17 protein-coding genes and 2 pseudogenes are annotated in these 20,719 nt (G+C 45.5%); 12 read left to right on the forward strand and 7 right to left on the reverse strand.

Annotated elements, in window-relative coordinates; all coding sequences use genetic code 11:
• Positions 1-236 (forward strand): hypothetical protein (locus DWZ60_RS17615; protein ID WP_207664422.1); only part of this gene is annotated, 236 nt, incomplete at its 5' end.
• Positions 237-399: 163 nt separating this feature from the next.
• Here the strand turns inward: DWZ60_RS17615 and DWZ60_RS14655 are convergent.
• Positions 400-1,401: a relaxase/mobilization nuclease domain-containing protein gene (locus tag DWZ60_RS14655; protein ID WP_227093986.1), complete on the reverse strand. Its 1,002-nt coding sequence runs from the start codon at positions 1,399-1,401 to the stop codon at positions 400-402.
• On the opposite strand from DWZ60_RS14655, the gene DWZ60_RS18420 reads away from it, so the two are divergent.
• The 5 genes from DWZ60_RS18420 (at position 1,394) to DWZ60_RS14685 (ending at position 7,866) form a co-directional block, all read left to right on the forward strand.
• Positions 1,394-1,972 carry an ATP-binding protein gene (locus tag DWZ60_RS18420; RefSeq protein WP_243038353.1) on the forward strand — a complete coding sequence of 193 codons (579 nt, stop codon included), beginning with the start codon at positions 1,394-1,396 and terminating at the stop codon, positions 1,970-1,972. The genes DWZ60_RS14655 and DWZ60_RS18420 overlap by 8 nt on opposite strands.
• Before the next feature lie 124 nt (positions 1,973-2,096).
• The gene (locus DWZ60_RS14670; RefSeq protein ID WP_028086473.1) at positions 2,097-2,276 is read left to right on the forward strand and encodes a hypothetical protein; all 180 of its coding nucleotides are present in this window, start codon (positions 2,097-2,099) and stop codon (positions 2,274-2,276) included.
• Positions 2,277-2,708: 432 nt separating this feature from the next.
• On the forward strand, positions 2,709-5,582 hold the full coding sequence (locus DWZ60_RS14675; RefSeq protein ID WP_118595530.1) for a response regulator: 2,874 nt from the start codon (positions 2,709-2,711) through the stop codon (positions 5,580-5,582).
• Positions 5,583-5,662: 80 nt separating this feature from the next.
• Positions 5,663-5,851, forward strand: a complete 189-nt coding sequence (locus tag DWZ60_RS14680) for a hypothetical protein (RefSeq protein ID WP_119188852.1) — start codon at positions 5,663-5,665, stop codon at positions 5,849-5,851.
• A 92-nt stretch (positions 5,852-5,943) separates the two neighbouring features.
• Positions 5,944-7,866, forward strand: coding sequence for a hybrid sensor histidine kinase/response regulator (locus DWZ60_RS14685; RefSeq protein WP_119221958.1), 1,923 nt, complete (start codon positions 5,944-5,946; stop codon positions 7,864-7,866).
• A gap of 93 nt (positions 7,867-7,959) precedes the next feature.
• On the opposite strand, the gene DWZ60_RS14690 is transcribed toward DWZ60_RS14685, so the two are convergent.
• Entirely contained in the window at positions 7,960-9,015 is a 1,056-nt protein-coding gene (locus DWZ60_RS14690; protein WP_119221960.1) for a DUF4097 family beta strand repeat-containing protein, read from the reverse strand.
• A 17-nt stretch (positions 9,016-9,032) separates the two neighbouring features.
• Positions 9,033-9,350, reverse strand: a complete 318-nt coding sequence (locus tag DWZ60_RS14695; protein WP_022463160.1) for a PadR family transcriptional regulator — start codon at positions 9,348-9,350, stop codon at positions 9,033-9,035.
• 213 nt (positions 9,351-9,563) lie between these two features.
• Here DWZ60_RS14695 and pflA point away from each other — a divergent pair, with 213 nt between their 5' ends.
• The 3 genes from pflA (at position 9,564) to DWZ60_RS14710 (ending at position 12,751) form a co-directional block, all read left to right on the forward strand.
• Entirely contained in the window at positions 9,564-10,343 is a 780-nt protein-coding gene (gene pflA, locus DWZ60_RS14700) for a pyruvate formate-lyase-activating protein (protein ID WP_330411471.1), read from the forward strand.
• Between the two features lie 235 nt (positions 10,344-10,578).
• On the forward strand, positions 10,579-10,926 hold the full coding sequence (locus tag DWZ60_RS14705) for a HEAT repeat domain-containing protein (protein ID WP_022463162.1): 348 nt from the start codon (positions 10,579-10,581) through the stop codon (positions 10,924-10,926).
• A 247-nt stretch (positions 10,927-11,173) separates the two neighbouring features.
• The gene (locus DWZ60_RS14710) at positions 11,174-12,751 is read left to right on the forward strand and encodes a flotillin family protein (protein ID WP_022463163.1); all 1,578 of its coding nucleotides are present in this window, start codon (positions 11,174-11,176) and stop codon (positions 12,749-12,751) included.
• 93 nt (positions 12,752-12,844) lie between these two features.
• Here DWZ60_RS14710 and DWZ60_RS14715 read toward each other — a convergent pair whose 3' ends face one another.
• From DWZ60_RS14715 to DWZ60_RS18435, 4 genes and pseudogenes are all read right to left on the reverse strand, one after another.
• Positions 12,845-13,735, reverse strand: a complete 891-nt coding sequence (locus DWZ60_RS14715; RefSeq protein WP_117510270.1) for a LysR family transcriptional regulator — start codon at positions 13,733-13,735, stop codon at positions 12,845-12,847.
• Between the two features lie 147 nt (positions 13,736-13,882).
• Complete coding sequence (locus tag DWZ60_RS18425; RefSeq protein ID WP_242998512.1) at positions 13,883-14,119, reverse strand: response regulator; 237 nt, start codon at positions 14,117-14,119, stop codon at positions 13,883-13,885.
• A gap of 51 nt (positions 14,120-14,170) precedes the next feature.
• Positions 14,171-14,344, reverse strand: a pseudogene (locus tag DWZ60_RS21325) (ATP-binding protein); the annotation flags it as partial.
• Positions 14,259-14,468 (reverse strand): hypothetical protein, encoded by a 210-nt coding sequence (locus tag DWZ60_RS18435; RefSeq protein WP_226906391.1) that lies wholly within the window; start codon positions 14,466-14,468, stop codon positions 14,259-14,261. The pseudogene DWZ60_RS21325 and the gene DWZ60_RS18435, both read right to left, overlap by 86 nt.
• 238 nt (positions 14,469-14,706) lie before the next feature.
• Between DWZ60_RS18435 and DWZ60_RS14725 the strand changes: the two genes are divergently transcribed.
• The 3 genes and pseudogenes from DWZ60_RS14725 to DWZ60_RS20375 all read left to right on the forward strand — a co-directional run.
• A complete protein-coding gene (locus DWZ60_RS14725; RefSeq protein WP_117802545.1) occupies positions 14,707-16,578 on the forward strand; it encodes a beta-N-acetylhexosaminidase in 1,872 nt (623 codons plus the stop codon).
• A 215-nt stretch (positions 16,579-16,793) separates the two neighbouring features.
• Positions 16,794-17,783 carry a glycoside hydrolase family 130 protein gene (locus tag DWZ60_RS14730; RefSeq protein ID WP_055221374.1) on the forward strand — a complete coding sequence of 330 codons (990 nt, stop codon included), beginning with the start codon at positions 16,794-16,796 and terminating at the stop codon, positions 17,781-17,783.
• Positions 17,784-18,579: 796 nt separating this feature from the next.
• Positions 18,580-20,534, forward strand: a pseudogene (locus DWZ60_RS20375) (alpha-mannosidase); the annotation flags it as partial.
• Positions 20,535-20,719 lie beyond the last annotated feature (185 nt).

Here is a 20,719-nt window from a genome sequence, read left to right on the forward strand (position 1 = left end):
GTAATTATGATGGTCAGATAATTTGGAATGTAACGGCAGAACCTAAATTTAAAAATGAATCGATACCACCAATTACCACGAATACGCCACCAGTTTCAGAAGAACCATCAGGTGATAATAGCAGTCATACTCCAAATGTAAAAACGGGAGATGATACGAATGTAATTATGTGGCTTTCTTTAATGGGAATATCCTTAGTCATATTTAGTATTTGTAAAAGAAAAGTCCATAAATAATATGAGAAGATCGGGAAATCCCGCTTTTTTCGTTTAGTTACTCAACTGGCATAAGCCAAAGATAAATACCTCCGGAGGTGCACCGTATGGTGTCACCTAGGAGGAAATAGATCTGAAACCTTGGGAGGATTTGGAAAAGAATAATTGAGTTGTCAGTGCAATCCTATTTATCTCTTGTGACAGAAATAGGTTCCCGTTTTGCTGGAAGTAAGTCTGAACTGATCTCAGGAGCATAGAGCAGTGCTGTAAAATTCTGTCTAATGATATCTAGCGTCTTTTGTTTTTTCTGCAATTCCTGTATTTCCCGGACAGTAGCAGCCTGTTCAGATTCAAGATTTTCAATTTGCTTCTGGATTTTATTAGAGCTTGGGATTTTGGTAACACCGAGATCCTGAAGCTCTTTTTTTAGTGAATCGTGGAGTTGGTATTCTGCTTGATGTTTGGTCCGGTATGCTTTTGGATTTTTAGCAGATTTGCAATCTTCAATCACTTTACGGCAGAGCCGGTAAGAATCACAATGTTTTTGAATGACTTTCTGCGTGTTCAGTTCATTGTTGATTTGTGTTATTCTCTGTTCAGCCGCTTTAACAGAAGCATCAACATCAGAAACATGCTGTTGAAAATCTTCATAATTCAGCAGATTATTTTCAGAAAGATAGTTGAAGGTGCGGGTTGCCTCTTTTAGATTATTTAGTTTTGCCCAACGTTCAAATCCTTCTCGATTGCCGGTTGTAACATAAGTGGAAATATTGATATACAGGCGAGCATCTCTGGACGGATGCTTTGGAGTTTTCACTTTGCTACGATTTTTTGCCAGACGGATGCGGACATTTTCTTCGCTATAATAACTTCCGAGAGATTTCATGTAAGTGAAGTCCTTCTGCTCCGGTGCACGGAAGGACAGGTGTTTTCCTTGGCGGACTTCATATCCGGCTAACTGCATTTTTTGTAGAAATTCCTCATAGTTGATGGAAGTCCAGATTGCCTTATCAACTGCAACACGTAGCTTGACTTTCCAACTGGTGCCATGATGATATTCCATGTTCTCTTTATAGCTTTTTCCTTTTTCTCCGGTTGGCATACTGGTGGCAAGTCCATTTTCCTGGCAGATGCGATTACTGATCCGGCAGATTTTATGGTAGCTCCGCTTATTGGAAATGATCATTAACGCCCATTGTCACTGTAACCTGTTGGATGAATCTTGTATTCAGGTCGCAGTTTATGATGACAGACTGGAGGTGACTTCTCCGGGTGGATTATATAACGGATTAACTTATGAGGAAGTCATGAATGGTCATTCGAAGATCCGGAATAAAGGCATTGCCAATATATTCAGTCAGATGGGACTTGTAGAAGCATGGGGAAGCGGAATAAAAAGAATCCTTAATGCTGCAGAAGAGTATGGACTTTCGAAGCCGAGATTTCAGGAATTCGATAATATGTTTCGGGTAGAGCTGTTCCGTAGTTCATTTCCGATGACAAATGGAAAAGAAAGCATCGGAGAAGCATCGGAGGTAGTGTGGAGAACAGACCTCAACAATACACAGCAAAAGATTATAAAGTTACTTTCAGAAGATCATCAATTATCAGCAGTTAAGTTAGCTGAAAAAATTGGGGTTGCCAGTCGAAATATTGAGAACAATATTAAGAAGTTAAAAGAGTATGGTATTCTTATAAGACATGGATCTCCAAAGAATGGTTACTGGGAGATTGTAGATAAAGATCTACAGGAGTGAGAAGTAAATTAGTCCAAGATAACTCAAGATTAGTCCAAGAGAATATATATATAAATAACAAAAATAGATTGACATTTTGTAGTAATCAGTAGTAAACTGTACTTGTGGAAGGGAAGTGATATGTTTGGCTAGAAAAACACCAAAAGATGGCAAAGAAGAAAACATACGAGTACGGGTGACTCCAGAACAAAAACAGAGACTTGTTGAGTATGCAGAAAGACACTATCAGAGCATGAGTGGTGTTGTATGTCAGGCATTGGATCTCCTGTACGCAAGAGAAGAACAACAAAATAATAAAGAGTAAAATGGAGTTATTTTGGAGTTTATTTCTTCATAAGCGGTGCGAAAAACGAAAAATCAGAACGCGTGTTTGAAACATAAACCTCTAATAACAGCCTTTGCGTGTCATGAAACGCAGTCCGCAAAGGAGTTCGAGTAACGGACTAAAATGCCGAAAGCCTGTATTTATGCGGGTTTTCGGCATTTGTTTTATCGAATGGCTCTAGTTTGGCTCTATTTGTGGGGAGAGTAATAGCAAGATTAAGGAGTAAAAGAATGTAATTACTCTGTTAGTAAATTGACACAAGTTGGCTGTAGAGTATAATTATAGTAAAAGTACAGCAGAAGCTGTCGCAAAGATATTTATAAAAATGTTGTGGGGGTATTGAACATTAATGAATGTAAAATTAAAATCTGCAAGCAAGCAAGCGACTGTAGCCTGGAGGGTGGGAGAAAGATGAAGAAGTGCAAATTAGTACAGAATATAAGAAATTTCAAATTTTGTTATTTTATATTTTGCATAATGATATGTTTGGTTGTTTTTCCTGTTTCCACATCTGCCCAAGAAAATTCTGATCATGTTATCCGGGTAGGATCTTTTGAGGAAACTTATAATGTAGTCAATGAAAAGGGAGAAAGAAGCGGCTATGGTTATGAGTATCTTCAAGATATTGCAGGTTATGCAGGATGGACATATAAATACATAACAAGTGATTGGAAAAACTGCTTTACACAGTTGGAAAATGGAGAGATTGATATTCTTGGTGGCATTTCCTATACAGACGAACGTGCTGAAAATATGCTTTTTTCCGATATGCCTATGGGGGAAGAGAAATACTACATCTATACGGATGCATCCAATATGGATCTTACAGCAGGAAATTTGGATTCTTTTGAGGGAAAAAATATTGGTGTGTCTAAAGATAATATAGTGGAGGATGTGCTTAATGAATGGGAATCAAAATATGGTCTGCATACGAAGCATATCAATGTTTCTACAACCACAGAAATTATGGACAAACTATCGAAACATGAAATTGACTGCTTCGTTTCGGTAGAAGAATCCCGTTGGGAAGAATCGGATATTTCACCGCTTACAAGTATTGGAGAGACAGAAATCTATTTCGCTATAAATCCAGAACGTCCGGATATCAAAGAAGCATTGGATAGTGCTATGCGCAGAATCAAGGATGACAACCCATTTTACACAGATGATCTCTACAGGCGTTATCTTTCTGCACAGAGCAGCTCGTTTCTTTCAAAAGAAGAAAGTGAGTGGATCGGGCAGCATGGTGCAATCCGGATAGGGTATCTGAATCAGGATGGAGGTATCAGCAGTGTAGATCCATCAACAGGTAAACTGACAGGTGTTATTACAGATTATGTGGATCTTGCAGAAAATTGTCTGCAAGGTCAGACTCTGGAATTTGAATTAAAGGGGTATGATACAAGAAGTGAACTGCTTCAGGCATTGCAGGATGGAAAAATAGACCTGATTTTTCATGCAAACCAGAATCCATACTTTGCGGAAACAAATGGATTTGCTTTGTCGGATACGCTGTTGACTCTCAATATGGCAGCAATTACGGCAAAGGATTCTTTTGATGAGAATAAAGAGAATGTAGCTGCTGTTGAAAAAGATAATTTTGTATTGAAAGCATATCTTTCATACAATTATCCACAATGGAAGGTTATGGAATATGAGACATCAGATGCAGCAGTAAAAGCAATGCAGAAAGGGGAGGCAGATTGTATTGTAAGCAATTCAGGTACTGTTTCAAACTATTTGAAAAATAATAAGCTTCATAGCGCTTTCCTGACAAAAGAAGCTGATGTTTCATTTGCTGTTCAGCAGGGAGAACCGGTTCTTTTGTCCATTCTGAATAAAACACTGACATCTATGCCTACAGCTCAATTTTCGGGTGCAGTAGTTTCGTATAATGTTTCCTCACGAAAAGTTACAGTGAGGGATTTTATTCAGGATAATTTACTGCCAGTTTCACTTATCGTTGGAATTTCTTTTTTCATTGTTTTGTGTATCATTCTTCGTTCTTGGAAGAAGTCAAAACGTGCGGAGGAAAGATTCAAGAAATCTGCTGAACAGGCATTAAAACTGAATCAGGAACTGGAAGAAAAACGGCAGGAATTACAAAATGCACTTGTAGAAGCACAGAGTGCCAATAAGGCTAAGACTTCCTTTTTAAATAACATGTCTCATGACATCAGGACACCGATCAATGGCATTATGGGCATGCTTACAATTCTTGAAAAAAGCGGAAATGATGGTGAGCGGGCAAAAGATTGCCTGAATAAAATAAATGAGTCTTCGAAACTGCTATTATCATTGGTAAATGATGTTTTGGATATGGCAAAGTTAGAATCGGATACCGTGGTTTTTGGTGATGAATCCATCAATCTGGATCAGGTATGTAAAGAAATCACGGAGTCGCTATACTTTCAGGCAGAAGAAAAAGGACTTCATGTTATAGGAGAACATGATGATTACAGTGGTATATATGTTTGGAGCAATGCAGTTCATCTGAAAAAAGTATTGATGAATCTGTTTACAAACAGTATGAAGTACAATAAGGTGAATGGTTCTATTTACATGAGTATGAGAACGATTGAAAGATCAGAAGATCACATGACATGTGAATTTAAAATAAGAGATAATGGAATTGGAATGTCAGAAGAATTTATAAAAAATGAATTGTTTACTCCATTTGTACAGGCAGATAATTCCCCACGTTCTGATTATAATGGGACAGGTCTGGGAATGCCTATTGTGAAACAACTTGTAGAAAAGATGGGCGGAACCATAACCGTTGAAAGCAAGCTTGGTGAAGGAAGTTGTTTTACTGTAATACTTCCATTTAAAATTGATACGAATGCACGGCCAGAAGAAAAAGAAGATTTTGATGCAGATATATCAGATATCCGGGTATTGCTGGTTGAAGATAATGAGCTGAATGTGGAAATAGCAGAATTTATGCTGACGGAAAATGGAGCTAAAGTAGAAACAGTGAACAATGGGTTAGAAGCTGTTCAGCATTTTGAAGCTTCCGAACCGGGAACATACGATGTTATTTTAATGGATGTTATGATGCCGGTGATGGATGGTCTTACAGCTGCAAGAACAATAAGAGCTCTGGATCGGCAGGATGCAAAAACAATTCCTATCATTGCTATGACTGCAAATGCATTCAGGGAAGATGCCGAAAGGTGTATGGAAGCAGGAATGAACGCACATCTTGCAAAGCCGTTGGATGATGAAAAAATTAAGCAGACCATAAGCGAAGAGTTGAGAAAGCAAAATGCCTGTCATGAATGATTATGAGGCAACCGCAGCAATCAGGAGCCTTCCAGTTGCATGGGATAAGCAGACAGGAAACATAGAGAGAGGATTTTGTTATGACAGAACAGAAACTGTATCAGTTTTGTGATACAATGGCTGCATCTGAATACCGCTCGCTGATCCGTCCATTTCTGGATATCTCTACACTTTCAGCAAGATTGAAGGCGGAAGAATGCATTTCCACAGAATACCGTATGTGTGATGGCAGTTGGCACAGGATGCTTTTTACTGTAAAAAAGGGATGAGTCTGGAAATGTAACCCATGTTTGCAAAATACGTGAAGAGTTGAGACGTTTTTGTATTAAATTAAAATTAGATAAAAGGCATGTGAAATACGATGATGAAAAATAACTATATAAAACAAAAAAGAAAAGATCAAAATCCGGTAAATCATTGGAAAATTTTTGAGGGACGGTTGGTATTCCTTCTGGCAATGGTGATTTTGGCTGTTGTTGCATATACTTTTATTTTACAACAAGCATATACCAAAACTGCTCTGAAAACAGAAATTGAACGAGATATTTCCAGTGCAGATGCGGTTCATAAGCTGGTAAATAACAGACTGGGACGAAAAGATTTTAATGAAATAAAAAGTAAAGCTGATGAGAATACAGAACTATTCAAGAATATGTCGACATATATGAATGAAATCAGAACGCTGAATTCTACGAGATATATTTACACAGCAACCAGAAATGAAGACGGTAGATTGATTTACGTTGTAGACGGACTGGATCCATCGGCTGGTGACGTCAGACATCCAGGAGATCCGATTGAAAAGGAGATGGTTCCTTATATAGAAAAAGCACTTTCTGGAAAAACAGTATATTCTCAGGATATTGTTGATACAACATGGGGACCTATTTTTACAGCCTGTTATCCTGTGACAGCGGAAGATGAATCTAATGAAGTGATAGGTGCTTTCTGCATAGAAATGGATATGCAGAAAGCGTATGGAATGGTTGAGAAGACGAATAAGTTAAGTATTGTACTGGGATGCATTACAGCGTGTATTTTGGTAATATTATGTACCTGTGGATATTCTGTATATAAGAAGCAAAAAGAAAATGAGCAGAAACAGCAAAAACTGTTGCAGGAAGCTGCAAGACTGGCCGATTCAGCTAACAAAGCAAAATCAACATTTCTATTTAATATGTCTCATGATATTCGTACCCCTATGAATGCAATCATTGGATATGCAGAATTGGGAGAGAAACATTTAAAGGAGCCAACTATATTAGAGGATTACTTTGAAAAAATATTATTGTGCGGAAAGAAAATGCTGCATTTGATTGATAACATTCTTGAATTAGCACGAATCGAAAACAACCAAGCAACGCTGGATGAAACAATAACAGATGTTTCTAAAAACTTTGATTTATGTATTGATATGTTTAGAAAACCGATAGAAGAAAAACATCAAACACTGAAAGTCAATAAGAACATTCGATATCCATACCTGCATATGGATGATGCAAGATCATCTGAAATTACGATTAACATTTTGAGTAATGCTGTGAAATACACGGGTGAAGGCGGTAACATAAGCTGTACATTGAACCAATATCCCGGCGAAAAAGAAGGTTGGAGTGTATTAGAGCTTATCATAGCAGACAACGGAATCGGAATGTCAGAAGAATTCCAAAAACATATTTTTGAATCATTTTCACAGGAACGATCTTCGTCAGACAGCGGAATAGAAGGTAGCGGACTTGGCATGGGAATCGTGAAGAAACTGGTGGATTTAATGGATGGCAAGATCACAGTTCAGAGCAAACCGGGAGCAGGTTCTACTTTTACAATCACGCTTCCATTAAAAATAGCAAATGCGGAAGAAAGGAATCCGAAACATGCAGACGGTCAGTTGAATATCAAAAAACTGGAAGGAAAAAGGGTTCTTTTGGTAGAAGATAATGACTTGAATGCAGAAATTGCAACGGAACTTTTGACGGAAGAGGGAATCATGATAGAAAGAGCGGAGAACGGCGTTGCATGTATTGATATGTTTAACAAAGCAAAGCAAAATTACTACAGTCTGATTCTGATGGATATTCAGATGCCGATTATGAACGGATATGAAGCATCCAGGAGAATTCGAGAACTGAAAGACGGTAACAAATCGCAGATTCCAATTGTTGCAATGACAGCAAATGCGTTTGAAGAAGATAAGAAGATGGCTTTGGCAAGTGGCATGAATGATCATGTTGCAAAACCAATAGATATGAATGTATTATTGCCGACTATTATGAAATATATGTAAAGGAAGAAAGAAGGACACTGATTTTGTAGTCAGTGTTCTTCTTACATATCAGTCGACTAAAGAAAAACATTTTATCCAGTCCATTCTTTTTTGTCAGTTTTCTGCCGGCAAGTCAGAGAGCAGGACATTTCCGTTGACGGTACTTGCCTGAATGGTGAATGCAGAAATACCGGAGCGGGTGAATGTTTTTGTGTAGGAATCCGTTCTTCCATTGGAGACGAGGCGGATTTTTCCGGTTGTCGTGGATGCATGAATGGACGCATCGGCAAGGTCGTGCGGGAGATGGAGTTTCACGGAACCGTTGACGGATTTTGCTGTCAGGGACTCGGAACAGGTTCCCTCGAAGAGGACTTTGCCGTTGACACCGTTTAAAGCTGCGCGGGAGCAGTCGCCGGTGATTTCAAGTCTGCCGTTTGTGGCGGAAACATCGAGGCTGTCTGTGCGCAGACGGGTCAGGACGATCTTTCCGTTCGCAGCCTGTATGCGGCAGCTGGATGCGGAAAGGGAATCGCCGGTGATTTTGCCGTTTGTGGCGGAAATTTCGAGCGTAGTAAGGGAGAGGGTATCAAGCCCGGCCGCGCCGTTCAAAGAGCGGAGCGTCAGCTTCTGTACGGTGGACGGCACCTGGAAGGAGAACACCTCTTTCTGGTGATTATTGCAGAAAAGATGTTTCCAGAATACGGAAGGGATGAGCTTTTTCTCTCGCAGACAGAACGTATTGCCATCAATGCCTGCCTCGAAGCGGTCCGGATCGAAGTCGCCGGAAAAGTCAAACTCAACCGAAGCGGAAGTGCCCGGAGCAAAGTCGGCAGAAGCGTTCCGCAGGGAGATTTCCATAGCGGTGATGGCGGTGGAAGGGGCGTACGGGTAGTTCGGATGTGTTTCTTCAGAATTGGAGTGGGTTTTCTCCTGTGGCAGCACGTTTGCAACAGGCTGCTCCGTTGTGGCATATTCCTGACGGAAAAATTCGAGGACATCGTCGACATTGCCGAGTTCCGCACAGATTTCCTCATCGGAGAGACCCTGGCTGCGGGCGTCGGCGAAATGGGATTCGAAATCGTTTAAAATTTCCTCTGCGGCGGCAGAATCAAAGGATGCAAGGCCCTGTTTCAATGCATTCATATAAGTTTCATACGTTGTATTCATCATGATTTTCCTTTCTATCGTCAGATCGTTTCATCTGAAATCAGTCGGTTGATCTGCTGGGTGAAATCCAGCCATTCCTGTTTTTTCTCCTGCTGATAAGCTGTTCCTGCTTCAGTCAGATGGTAATATTTCCGGGCAGGGCCGGATGCGGATTCCTGCAGATACGTTTCCACGTAACCGGCTTCCTTGAGTCGTTTTAAAATCATATAGAGCGTTCCTGCGGCGATGGACATTTCGCGGGAAATGGCGTCTGTCAGCTCATAGCCGTATTTGTCCTCTTTTGTCAGCTGGGAGAGGACACAGAGCTCGAGGACGCCCTTTTTGAGTTGTGGATTCATATGAACACCTCCTTGTTGAGTAGATCATAACACAGACTATATCATAATGCAATATAGCGAACCAAATTTTTATCCTGCCATGTGTTCGATTTTGTACATGGAAATGACTTGAAAAGAACCGCGGATTTCCGTATAATCAAGCAGAACCCTGAAATTTGACCGGAAAATACAGAAAAATAGAAAGATAGTAAGTTGGAAAGAAGAGGAAAAAATATGAGTGAAATGAATCAGAATAACAATGGCCCGGTAAAGGGCGCGATCCATTCGATCGAGAGCTTCGGATCCGTCGACGGACCTGGCGTACGCTACGTGATTTTCGTGAAGGGCTGCAACATGCGCTGCCAGTTCTGCCACAACCCGGATACCTGGACGATGAAAGATGCCGACTGGCAGACCGCAGATGAGGTGCTGAAAAAGGCGCTCCGCTACAAAAATTACTGGGGCGAAAAGGGCGGCATTACTGTAAGCGGCGGAGAACCGCTGCTGCAGATCGACTTCCTGATCGAGCTGTTCCGCAAGGCAAAAAAGAACGGCGTTCACACAACGCTGGATACCAGTGGAAATCCGTTCACAAGAGAGGAGCCGTATTTCAGCAAATTTAATGAGCTGATGAAATACACCGACCTGTTGCTGCTCGATATCAAGCTGATTGACGACAAGGCGCACAGAGAGCTGACCGGCTGCACCAACGAGAACATCCTCGATCTGGCGCGCTACCTTGACGAGATCGGCAAACCAGTCTGGATCCGCCACGTCCTCGTCCCGGAACGCAGCGACTACGATGAATACCTGATTCGCCTCGATGAGTTTTTACACAGCCTGCACAACGTACAGCGCGTAGAGGTTCTCCCATACCACACCCTCGGCGTATTCAAATGGGAAACCTTAGGAATCCCATACAAACTCGAAGGCATCAACCCGCCGACCAAGGAGCGCGTGGAAAACGCCAATAAACTGCTGCATACGGCGGAATATACGGGATATCTGAAATAAAAAGCAGAACAACAAGAAAAAAATGTGAAAAAGTAACAATTTTTATAAAAACTTTATAGTATTTCTGTTCAAAAACCAGAAGAAAAGGAGTATAATTTCTGTTATGGACGAGAGCATGGTTACAATGTGGCGGACATGACAGGGACGACAGCAAAAACACTACGAACCTTTTTGATTCGCCGCGGCAGTTGCTGCATCCACCAAAAATAAGAGCAAAAAGAAAGAAGGATTTACAATGTTTGGTTCAAAAGAGGCATCGGAAGACAAGCTGAAAAAAATGGTGGAAAAAGGAAAATGGGACAAATTAAGAAAACAGTATCTGGATTCGGACAAGACAACGCAGGTAGCGCTTGCAAAAGCCTGTGCAGCTTCGAGAAATGATGGTTCTGTTAATATTCTGACTTCTCTTCTGGAAGTAGACGATGTAGACGTAAAAATCGCGGCCGTTACGAGCCTTGGTGAGGTTGGAGACGATCACGTAACAGCACTGATCCGTCAGCTGGCCGTCAAGACACCGGCAGATCAGACGGAGCTGAAAGCAGCGATCACAAAAGCGCTGGAGAAGATTGTCGAAAGAGCATAAGAGCAGGATCAGTGAAAAAAAGGAAAGGCGAAGAAGTTTCTGTAAAAAGAAGCTCCTTCGTTTTTTTGTTGCAAGGCATATCAGAATCTGCTCCAGCGGATTGTTTTTGCCCGAACAGAAATCTTACAAAATCGTAATAATAATGCAGTTGTATTTATCCCGCAAAAAATGCTATAGTGAAAATAACACAGACACAAAAGCAGAACGCGGAGCGAAAAGCATCCGCAGAAAAAAGGGAGGAAACAAGATGGAATTTGTATTCGAACATGCAACCATGATTGCCGTGATCGCCGTTGTGGTGATCATTCTTGCCATTCTGGCGAGCGGTTATGTGAAGGCGCCGCCGGATACCGCATTTATTATTTCCGGTTTCAAAAAAGGCCAGCGGATCCTGATCGGTAAAGCCGGCATCAAGCTCCCATTCTTTGAGCGGCTGGACAAGCTGAGTCTGAAGCTGGTAGCGATCGATGTGAAGACGAGCGACGCCGTTCCGACCGCTGACTACATCAATATTCAGGTGGATGCAGCCGTCAACATCAAAGTCGGGGACGAACCGCAGAAGCTCCAGAAAGCATCCCAGAACTTCCTGAACCGCGACAGCGAATATATTGCCAAGGTTGCAAGAGAAGTCCTTGAAGGAAACATGCGTGAGATCGTTGGAAAGATGCGTCTGGAAGAGATGGTTTCCGACCGCCAGAAGTTTGCGGAGCTGGTCAAAGAAAATGCAGAACCGGACCTGGCTGCGATGGGACTTGACATCATCAGCTTCAACGTACAGAATTTCGTTGATTCCAATCAGGTCATTGAAAACCTCGGTATCGACAATATCGTAAAAATCAAGAAATCTGCGGCGATCGCCCGTGCCAATTCCGAGAAAGAAATCAAAATTGCCCAGGCGCGTGCAAATAAAGAGGCGAACGATGAGCGCGTTCTTGCCGAGACCGAGATCGCAAAGAAAAACAACGATCTGGCAATCAAGTCGGCAGAGCTGAAAAAAGAGTCCGATATCAAAAAGGCAGAGGCAGATGCAGCGTACAAGATTCAGGAAGAGCAGCAGAGAAAAGAGCTGGAAATCACTTCCGCGAATGCGAACATCGCCCGTCAGGAGCGCGAGGTTGAGCTCCGTGCCAGAGAAGTAGAAGTAACCGAGAAATCCCTCGAGGCAGAAGTCAAGAAGAAAGCCGAGGCCGAGCGTTACGCAAAACAGCAGCAGGCAGAGGCAGATTTGTACCGCCGTCAGAAAGACGCAGAGGCAGACCAGTTCGAAAAAATCCGCGAGGCGGAGGCAAAGAAAGCCCAGGCAGAAGCCCAGCGCTATGCGATGGAGCAGGAAGCACTCGGTATCAAGGCAAAAGGTGAGGCGGAAGCCGCATCCATCCGTGCCCAGGCACTTGCAGAGGCCGAAGGTATGGAGAAGAAAGCTGAGGCTTACCAGCGCTACAACAAAGCCGCAATGGCAGAGATGATGATCAAGGTTCTGCCGGAGATCGCCGGAAAGATCGCAGAGCCGCTCAGCCAGATCGACAAGATTACGATCATCGGCGGCGGAAGCGAAGACAACGGCATCGGCTCCGTAGCGGGCAATGTGCCGGTGGTGATGGCAAAGCTGTTTGAGTCGATGAAAGAGGCGACCGGTGTCGATCTCTCCGAAATCATGAGAGCCGATACATACGATGCAAAAGTAAACCGCAACATTCAGATCTCCAGCCCGGAAGAGCTCAAAGAGTATCTGAAAGCAGAAGCCGGAAAGGCAGCAGCGGATGCAGAAAGCCCGGAAAAAGCGGAAGCATCCGAACCGGTGCAGAAAGACGGCAGCGAGCAGTAAATCCAGAACGGATCATAAAAACAGAAAAAGAGGCAGGGATCCAGAAAAATTTCTTGAGGATCCTGCCTCTTTTGACGTATAGATCGGAAAAAGTTATTCGGCGCCTTTTTCCAGCATGCTCATGAACTCTTTTGCCGCCTGCGGGATCGGCAGATGGGAGCTGTGGGCAACGACAAGCTGGCGCGGCGGAAGCTCCTCCACGAGGTCGAGCTGGAAGGCCGCCGTCTCTTTTACAAGGCAGTAGTCCGGCACAAACGCGATGCCAAGGCCGATACTCGCCAGGTCGATCAGAAGATCGTTGCTGCCAAGCTCAATTTCCGGCACGAGGTCGAGCTGGAACCGCTGAAACTGGCTGTGCAGGAACTCACTCGTCGTACTCTTGCGGTCGAGCATCAGAATCGGGTACTGCAGCAGCTCTTTTAAGTGAACCGGCCTGTTTTCCAGTTCCGGGTAATATTCGCCGTTTGCGATGAAGATATCGTGGAACGAATGAATCGGAATCGTTTGAAGACGGCTGGAAAGATGCGAGTTTGGATAATTGGTCACGATGAAATCCACCTGGCCGGATTCCAGCAGATCGACACACTGGGTCGAAGTCTGGTTTGTCACCTTGATGTGGACATTCGGAAAGGAGCGGTGGAAACGGTTCAGGTACGGAACAAGGAAATAGCGGCAGATTGTGTCGCTCGCGCCGATGCGGAGCTGGCCGCCGCCAAGCGTTCCCGCTTCCATAATCTGTGCTTCACCGCGCGCAATCAGGTTGATCGCAGGCTCTACGTGGCGCAGCAGCGTTTCTCCCTCCGGCGTTAACTGCACGCGCTTTGTACTGCGGATAAAGAGCGTGATTCCAAGCTTTTTCTCCAGTACCTTGATCGACTGGCTGACCGCTGACTGCGAGATAAAAAGCAGCTTGGAGGCCTCGGAAAAACTGAGTGTGGTGGCAACGTAATAGAAAACCTTATATAACTCGTAATTAATATCCAAAATAAGCACCTCTTATAAAATATGATACCTTCACTCTAGCACACTTCCCCGAAAGAATGCAAGAAAAAATCTGCCGGAGCCGTGAACTTTTTCTCCTCTTTTTCGAGTAAGAGAAAATTCACGGTTCCGGCAGATAAGAAAGGGGAATCAGCCAAGCACTTTGGCAATGGCGCCGTCCGGCGTGCGGATCTGGCGCGTTGCAGAGTATCCGTCGAGTTTCGGCATCTGAATATCCATCAGCACCAGATCGAACTGATCCGGCGCTGCGGTGCGGAGCGTCTCAACGGCAACATCGCCGTCGTCTGCAAGGCTGACGGAAAATCCGGCGTTCGAAAGGAGCTCCATCGCGATTTCCTGTACCATATGGCTGACGTTGATCGCCATGCCAAGTCCCGTACCCTGAATGCCGCTGACCGTAGAAGTCTCCTCGCGTGTAAACGATTCAAAGAGGTGCTCCTGGAATTCCCGGCTTATGCCGATGCCGTTGTCGCGGACGTGGAATTCGTAGAGCGCATACCCTTTTTTATAGTACGGTTTCTGAATAATACGGACAATGATGGTGCTGCCGTTCTGTGTGAATTTCGTGGCATTGCTCAGCAGATTCAGCAGAATCTGGTTCAGGCGGAAAAAGGTGCTGGCCGGAGGTGGAAATCTTGTTCAGGTATTCCTGCACCTGGTCCGGCTGATTGACGTGGGCGGCAGCCAGAGCGGTAAAGCCGATGATCGCATTCATCCGAAAAAACAGATTTTGTTCCGGAATGAAAATGGGAAACAAAAGTTACTTTACATATAAAAGAGCAGAACAGGAAGAAATTTTGAAAAAAATTGAAGAAAATTACAAATTATTGTGGAATATGTGGAAAAAATATGGTAGGATGGGGGAGAAGAGAAAAGTGGTTTCAAAATGTTACTTAACGTTCAGTGAAAGTTCTATGGTTACAAAGAAAACAAAAAACAAGAGGAGAAGGAAAATGAAATTTTTACCAAAACCAAAAGAGGTAAAACTCCTGACGGGGGAACATGCACTCTGCTATGACGGCAGAATTGTACTGGATGGCAGACTGCTGGGAAATGGGGATACGTATGCGAAAGTGCTGCAGAAGGGAATCAAAAAGGAAACCGGAATGCAGTACGATATCGGATACGGCGTTCCGGGAAGAAAAGAGACCGGCGCGATTGTGCTGGAACTGGATGAGACAAGGAAAAGCCAGCAGTATGTGCTGCAGGTGACAGAGGAGGAAATCCGCATCCAGGGCGGAGACGGAGCCGGCGTGCTCTACGGTGTGCAGACGCTGTGCCAGATGATGCACGAATACGGTGCACTGCTTCCTGCCGTGCGGATCGAGGATGAGCCGGATCTGCCGGTGCGCGGCTATTATCTCGATGAGACGAGAGGCCGTGTGCTGACACTTTCCTATTTAAAACAGGTGGCAGACCGCATGGCGTACTACAAGCTGAACCAGCTGCAGCTCTATGTGGAGCACACGTATCTGTTCTCCGGACTTTCCGAGATGTGGCGCGATGAGACGCCGCTTACGGCAGAGGAAATCCGCGAGCTGGATGCGTACTGCGCAAAGCTTCATATCGAATTGGTGCCGTCGATCGCAACGTTCGGCCATCTGTACATGCTGCTCTCCACAAAGAGCTATGGCGACCTCTGTGAATTCCCAGACAGCTGGAAAGAGCCGTTTTCCTTCTGGGACCGGATGCAGCATCACACGGTGGATGTCTCCGGCGGCAGAGCGATCGAGCTGATCAAGGCCATGATCGAGGAGTACATGGCGCTTTTTGCCACGGATAAATTCAACATCTGCGCGGACGAAACGTTCGACCTTGGAAAAGGAAAATCGAAACCGCTGGCAGACGAGAAAGGCGTTCACCGCCTGTATATCGACTATGTAAAAGAGCTCTGCGAGTTTCTCGTGGCAAAAGGCAAAAAGCCGATGTTCTGGGGCGATATCATCTGCGCACAGCCGGAGCTGATCAAAGAGCTGCCAGAGGAAACCGTCTGCCTGACCTGGGGCTATGCAGCCGAGCAGAGAGAGCATGAGGCAAAAGTGATGGCGGAAGCTGGTGCAAGACAGTATCTCTGTCCTGGGGTCGGCGGCTGGAACCAGTGGATGAACCTGGTGGAGAACAGCTACAAAAATATCGCACGGATGTGCGGCTATGCGAGAAAATACCATGCGGAAGGTGTTCTGAACACAGACTGGGGTGACTGCGGCCACATCAATCAGCCGGACTTTTCCCTTCCTGGCATGATCTATGGAGCCGTCTTCTCCTGGGGAGACGATACCGACAGCTTTGAGGAGCTGAATGAACAGATTTCCCGTCTGGCCTACGGCGACCGGAGCGGAAAATTCGTTTCCTATATGGCAAAAACGGCAGAATGCTCCATCTTTGACTGGTGGGATGCCAACGTCGTTTACGAGGAAAAAGTGCTCGGTCATCCGAACAACCGGAATGCGCTGTTTGACGCGAGAATCCAGGATGAGGCGAAGCGTGCAGCTGCAAAGGAAACAATTGCGGCTCTGAAAAAAGAACTGAAAAAGACAGCCGGTGCTCTGGAAGAATCCTGCCGTCCAATGGTTCCGGTGCTGGAACTCACGATGGAAGCGATTGACATCTGGAATGAGACGGGTGCGAGACTGTGTGATATCGAGCTTGGAAAAGAAAAAGATGAGGCAGCCTGCGCGGCACTTGCGGGACGGCTGGAAACCTGGTTTATGAAGTATAAAGCGTCCTGGAGAAGCATCAGCAAAGAAGGCGATCTGCACCACATTGCGGAAATTGTATTCTGGTATGCCGATATTCTGCGGGGAAGAAAACCGTACGAAAAATAAAAAAATCTGTTTGTAAACAAAATGAACAGAAAAAGAGAATAAATGAACGATAAAAAGTAACAAAGAAAACGAAAATTTACATAAAAGTGAACAAAAACACTTGACTTTTGCGCAGAAATGGACGAAGATAGAAGTATCGGATCGAAAGATCAAAAATGTCCGTATGGCGTGACAAGAGAGAAAGAAAAAAATAATTTTCACAGAGGGAAACAATCATGAGTAAAATCATCGGAAACAATCTGCCGGATATGCCTTGGCAGGAAAAACCAGCAGGAGAGCACATGCCGGTATGGCGCTATGATCAGAACCCGATCATCGGCCGTTACGAGCAGAAACGTTCCAACAGTATCTTCAACAGCGCAGTCGTACCGTTCGAGGACGGATACGTAGGTGTATTCCGCTGCGACAGCCGTTCCATCAGCATGGACATCTTCGTTGGAAGAAGTAAAGACGGTATCCACTGGGAGATCGAGGATGAACCGATCAAATTTGAGGGCGCTGACGAGGAGATTCTGACAAGAGAGTACCGTTATGACCCGCGTGTCTGCAAAATCGACGACAAATACTATGTAACCTGGTGCAACGGCTATCACGGCCCGACCATCGGTGTTGCTTACACCTATGACTTCAAGAAATTCGTTCAGCTTGAGAACGCATTCCTTCCATTCAACCGTAACGGCGTGCTGTTCCCGAGAAAGATCAACGGCTACTACATGATGATGAGCCGTCCAAGCGACAACGGCCATACACCGTTCGGCGATATCTTTGTCAGCCAGAGTAAAGATATGGAATTCTGGGGAAGACACCGTCACATGATGAGCCCGGTCCGCGGCGATGAGTCTGCATGGCAGTGCACCAAGATCGGTGCCGGCCCGGTTCCGATCGAAACAGATGAGGGATGGCTGCTGATCTACCACGGCGTTATCACAACCTGCAACGGATACGTATATCGTATGGGATGCGCACTGCTTGATATCGACGAGCCGTGGAAAGTAAAATACAGAACGAAAGACTATATTATGGCTCCGATCACCCAGTACGAGTGCATGGGTGATGTTCCGAACGTAGTATTCCCGTGCGCAACCTTAAGCGATGCAGCAACCGGAAGAATCACTATCTACTACGGATGCGCAGATACTGTAACCGGTATGGCATTCACAACCGTAGATGAGCTGCTGAACTATGTGAAAGAGAATAGCCTTTGATTTATAAGATAACTTAAAAAGCGACAAGTCCGCCGGGCTTACGGGTGAAAGAAGCCTGCAGGTCCGGCGGACTTTCTTTTTAAAAATGACCCCATGGAAAGCATAAGGAGGCACTATGAAATTTGTAAAAGAGCGTGTGAACGTGATCTGCCAGGAACTGGCAAGACTTTCGATTTCACAGAAAATCAAAATCACCGATATGCAGGTGAAAAACGGATGCTATATCACACCGGCAGAGGCCGATGCATCAAAAGAGCCGTGGACATCGTTTGATACGGTCAATGACCGCTGGTACGGACCGGACAAACATTACTGGTTCCGCACCACCATCACCATTCCGGAGAGTTTCGATGGAAAAAATCTCTGGATGAGAGTCCATGCAGGACTGGACGACTGGGATGACGGAAGAAACCCGCAGTTCCTGCTGTTTGCAAACGGCGAAGTGATCCAGGGTATGGATATCAACCACCGCGAAGTACTTGTAAGAGAAAACGCAAAGGCCGGTGAAAAAATCCAGCTTGACCTGCAGTCCTACACCGGAACGCTGCACAGCGAGTTCCGTCTGCTGGCAGACCTTGAGGAGCATGATGCGAAAATCGAGGAGATCTATTACGACCTTATCGTTCCGATGCAGGGCCTGAACCGTATGGACGAGGATAATAAAACGCGTCTGGATCTCGAAACCGCACTGACCAACACGATCAATCTGCTGGACCTGCGCAAGCCGTACAGTAAAGAGTTCTACGCTTCCATCGAAGAGGCAGAAAAATGCATCCAGGAAGAGATCTATGAAAAAATGGGCGGCTGGGACGAAGTTGTGGCAACGTGCATCGGCCACACCCACATTGATGTGGCATGGCTGTGGACGATTGACCAGGTTCGCCAGAAATCCTGCCGAAGCTTTGCAACGGTATTAAAACTGATGGAGGAGTATCCGAACTATCACTTCATGTCGAGCCAGCCGAAGCTCTACAGCTTTGTCAAAGAAAGACACCCGGAAGTGTACGAGAAAATCCGCCAGAGAGTCAAAGAAGGACGCTGGGAGCCGGAAGGCGGCATGTGGGTTGAGGCAGACTGCAACCTGACTTCAGGAGAGTCCCTCGTGCGCCAGTTCCTGTTCGGAAAACGCTTTTTCAAAGAAGAGTTTGGCGTGGACAACAAGATCCTGTGGCTGCCGGATGTCTTCGGATACAGCGCAGCGATGCCGCAGATTCTGAAAAAATGCGGAATTGACTACTTCATGACGACCAAACTGGCATGGAACGAGTTCAACAAAGTGCCGTACGATACGATGAACTGGGAAGGCATCGACGGAAGTGAAGTATTCACTCATATGATCACAACGCTCGGCGTCGGACAGCCGGAGACGAGCTTCTTTACCACATACAACGGAATGCTGCACCCGGATGCCATCATGGGCGGATGGGACCGCTACCAGAACAAGGACATCAACAACGATATCCTGATCAGCTACGGCTACGGAGACGGCGGCGGCGGCCCGACCAGAAGAATGCTGGAGACATCCAAACGTATGGAAAAAGGCATCAAAGGTGTGCCGAAAGTACGCCAGGCATTTGCGAGAACGTATTTCGACGAGCTGCATGAGAAGGTAAAAGACAGCAAACGCCTCCCAACCTGGATCGGCGAACTGTATTTTGAGTTCCACCGCGGAACATACACCTCGATGGCACGCAACAAACGCGGCAACCGTAAGAGCGAGTACGCGATGATGGAATTAGAGCTTCTGTCCGTTCTGGCCGAAAACGCCGGAAAAGCATACCCGACCGAAGAACTGAACCGCATGTGGGAGATGATCCTGACCAACCAGTTCCACGATATTCTGCCGGGCTCCTCGATCCATGAGGTATATGAGCAGACGAAGAAAGAATATGCAGAGATTGCGGAGACATCAGCAAAACTGATCGGCGAGCGCATGGAAGCACTCTGCGGAACAAAAGACGAGAGCGTGACCGTATGGAACACTCTCGGCCACAGAAGAAACGACGTTGTTGTACTCGGTGAGACCGCGGCAGAAGCCATGACCGACGGAACCACCGTATATCCGGTACAGCAGACGAAAGACGGAGCCATTGTCTATGCAGAAAACCTGCCGTCCAAAGGATATCAGGTTCTGCGCCCGACGAGCGGAGCCGCTGCGGAAACGCCATTTGCTGTAACAGAAGCTGGAGAGGGCTATACCCTTGAGACTCCGTTCTACACGATCCAGATCGATGCAAACGGTGAATTCACTTCCTTGTTTGATAAAGAGAATGACCGCGAAGTGCTTCAGAGCGGAACAACCGGCAACGAGCTGCGTATCTATGAGGACAAACCTCTGCAGTACAGCGCATGGAACCTGGATATCTTCCATACCGAGAAATCCTGGAAGGTGGAGGGTGTACGCCGCATGGAGTGGACAGAAAACGGTCCGGTCCGCGCAACACTGGAAATTGAGCGCGAAGTGATGGACACCGTCATCCGCCAGCAGATCCATTTCTATGCAAAAGACCGCAGAATCGACTTCGAAACCTACGTTGACTGGAAGTTCGCCGAGCATGTACTGAAAGTTCACTTCCCGGTAGACGTTCACAGCGACGAGGCAACTTTCGATATCCAGTTCGGTAATGTGACAAGAAAACTGCACACCAACACAAGCTGGGATCAGGCAAGATTCGAAGTATGCGGCCACAAATGGCTGATATCTCAGAGGGAAGCTACGGCGTCAGCCTGATGAACGACTGCAAGTACGGCTATTCCATGAAGAACCGTGTGATGACGCAGACTCTGATCAAATCCGGAACTGAGCCGAACCTGACCGCAGACCAGGAAGAGCATTTCTTTACTTACTCTCTGTATCCGCACGCAGGAACATGGCGTGAGGCAGGCACCGAGCAGGAAGCTCTGAACCTGAACGTACCGGCAAAAGCAGTTGCAGG

The organism is Blautia sp. AF34-10 (genome assembly GCF_003477865.1).
GTDB lineage: Bacteria > Bacillota > Clostridia > Lachnospirales > Lachnospiraceae > Fusicatenibacter > Fusicatenibacter saccharivorans.

Coding starts and splice junctions, on each gene's coding strand:
- DWZ60_RS14655 (WP_227093986.1), bottom strand. CDS start 1,401: ATGATCATTTCCAATAAGCGGAGCTACCATAAAATCTGCCGGATCAGT.
- DWZ60_RS14685 (WP_119221958.1), top strand. CDS start 5,944: ATGATGAAAAATAACTATATAAAACAAAAAAGAAAAGATCAAAATCCG.
- DWZ60_RS14710 (WP_022463163.1), top strand. CDS start 11,174: ATGGAATTTGTATTCGAACATGCAACCATGATTGCCGTGATCGCCGTT.
- DWZ60_RS18435 (WP_226906391.1), bottom strand. CDS start 14,468: ATGAATGCGATCATCGGCTTTACCGCTCTGGCTGCCGCCCACGTCAAT.
- pflA (WP_330411471.1), top strand. CDS start 9,564: ATGAGTGAAATGAATCAGAATAACAATGGCCCGGTAAAGGGCGCGATC.
- DWZ60_RS14705 (WP_022463162.1), top strand. CDS start 10,579: ATGTTTGGTTCAAAAGAGGCATCGGAAGACAAGCTGAAAAAAATGGTG.
- DWZ60_RS18425 (WP_242998512.1), bottom strand. CDS start 14,119: ATGGCGATCAACGTCAGCCATATGGTACAGGAAATCGCGATGGAGCTC.
- DWZ60_RS18420 (WP_243038353.1), top strand. CDS start 1,394: ATGATCATTAACGCCCATTGTCACTGTAACCTGTTGGATGAATCTTGT.
- DWZ60_RS14695 (WP_022463160.1), bottom strand. CDS start 9,350: ATGAATCCACAACTCAAAAAGGGCGTCCTCGAGCTCTGTGTCCTCTCC.
- DWZ60_RS14675 (WP_118595530.1), top strand. CDS start 2,709: ATGAAGAAGTGCAAATTAGTACAGAATATAAGAAATTTCAAATTTTGT.
- DWZ60_RS14690 (WP_119221960.1), bottom strand. CDS start 9,015: ATGATGAATACAACGTATGAAACTTATATGAATGCATTGAAACAGGGC.
- DWZ60_RS14730 (WP_055221374.1), top strand. CDS start 16,794: ATGAGTAAAATCATCGGAAACAATCTGCCGGATATGCCTTGGCAGGAA.
- DWZ60_RS14680 (WP_119188852.1), top strand. CDS start 5,663: ATGACAGAACAGAAACTGTATCAGTTTTGTGATACAATGGCTGCATCT.
- DWZ60_RS14725 (WP_117802545.1), top strand. CDS start 14,707: ATGAAATTTTTACCAAAACCAAAAGAGGTAAAACTCCTGACGGGGGAA.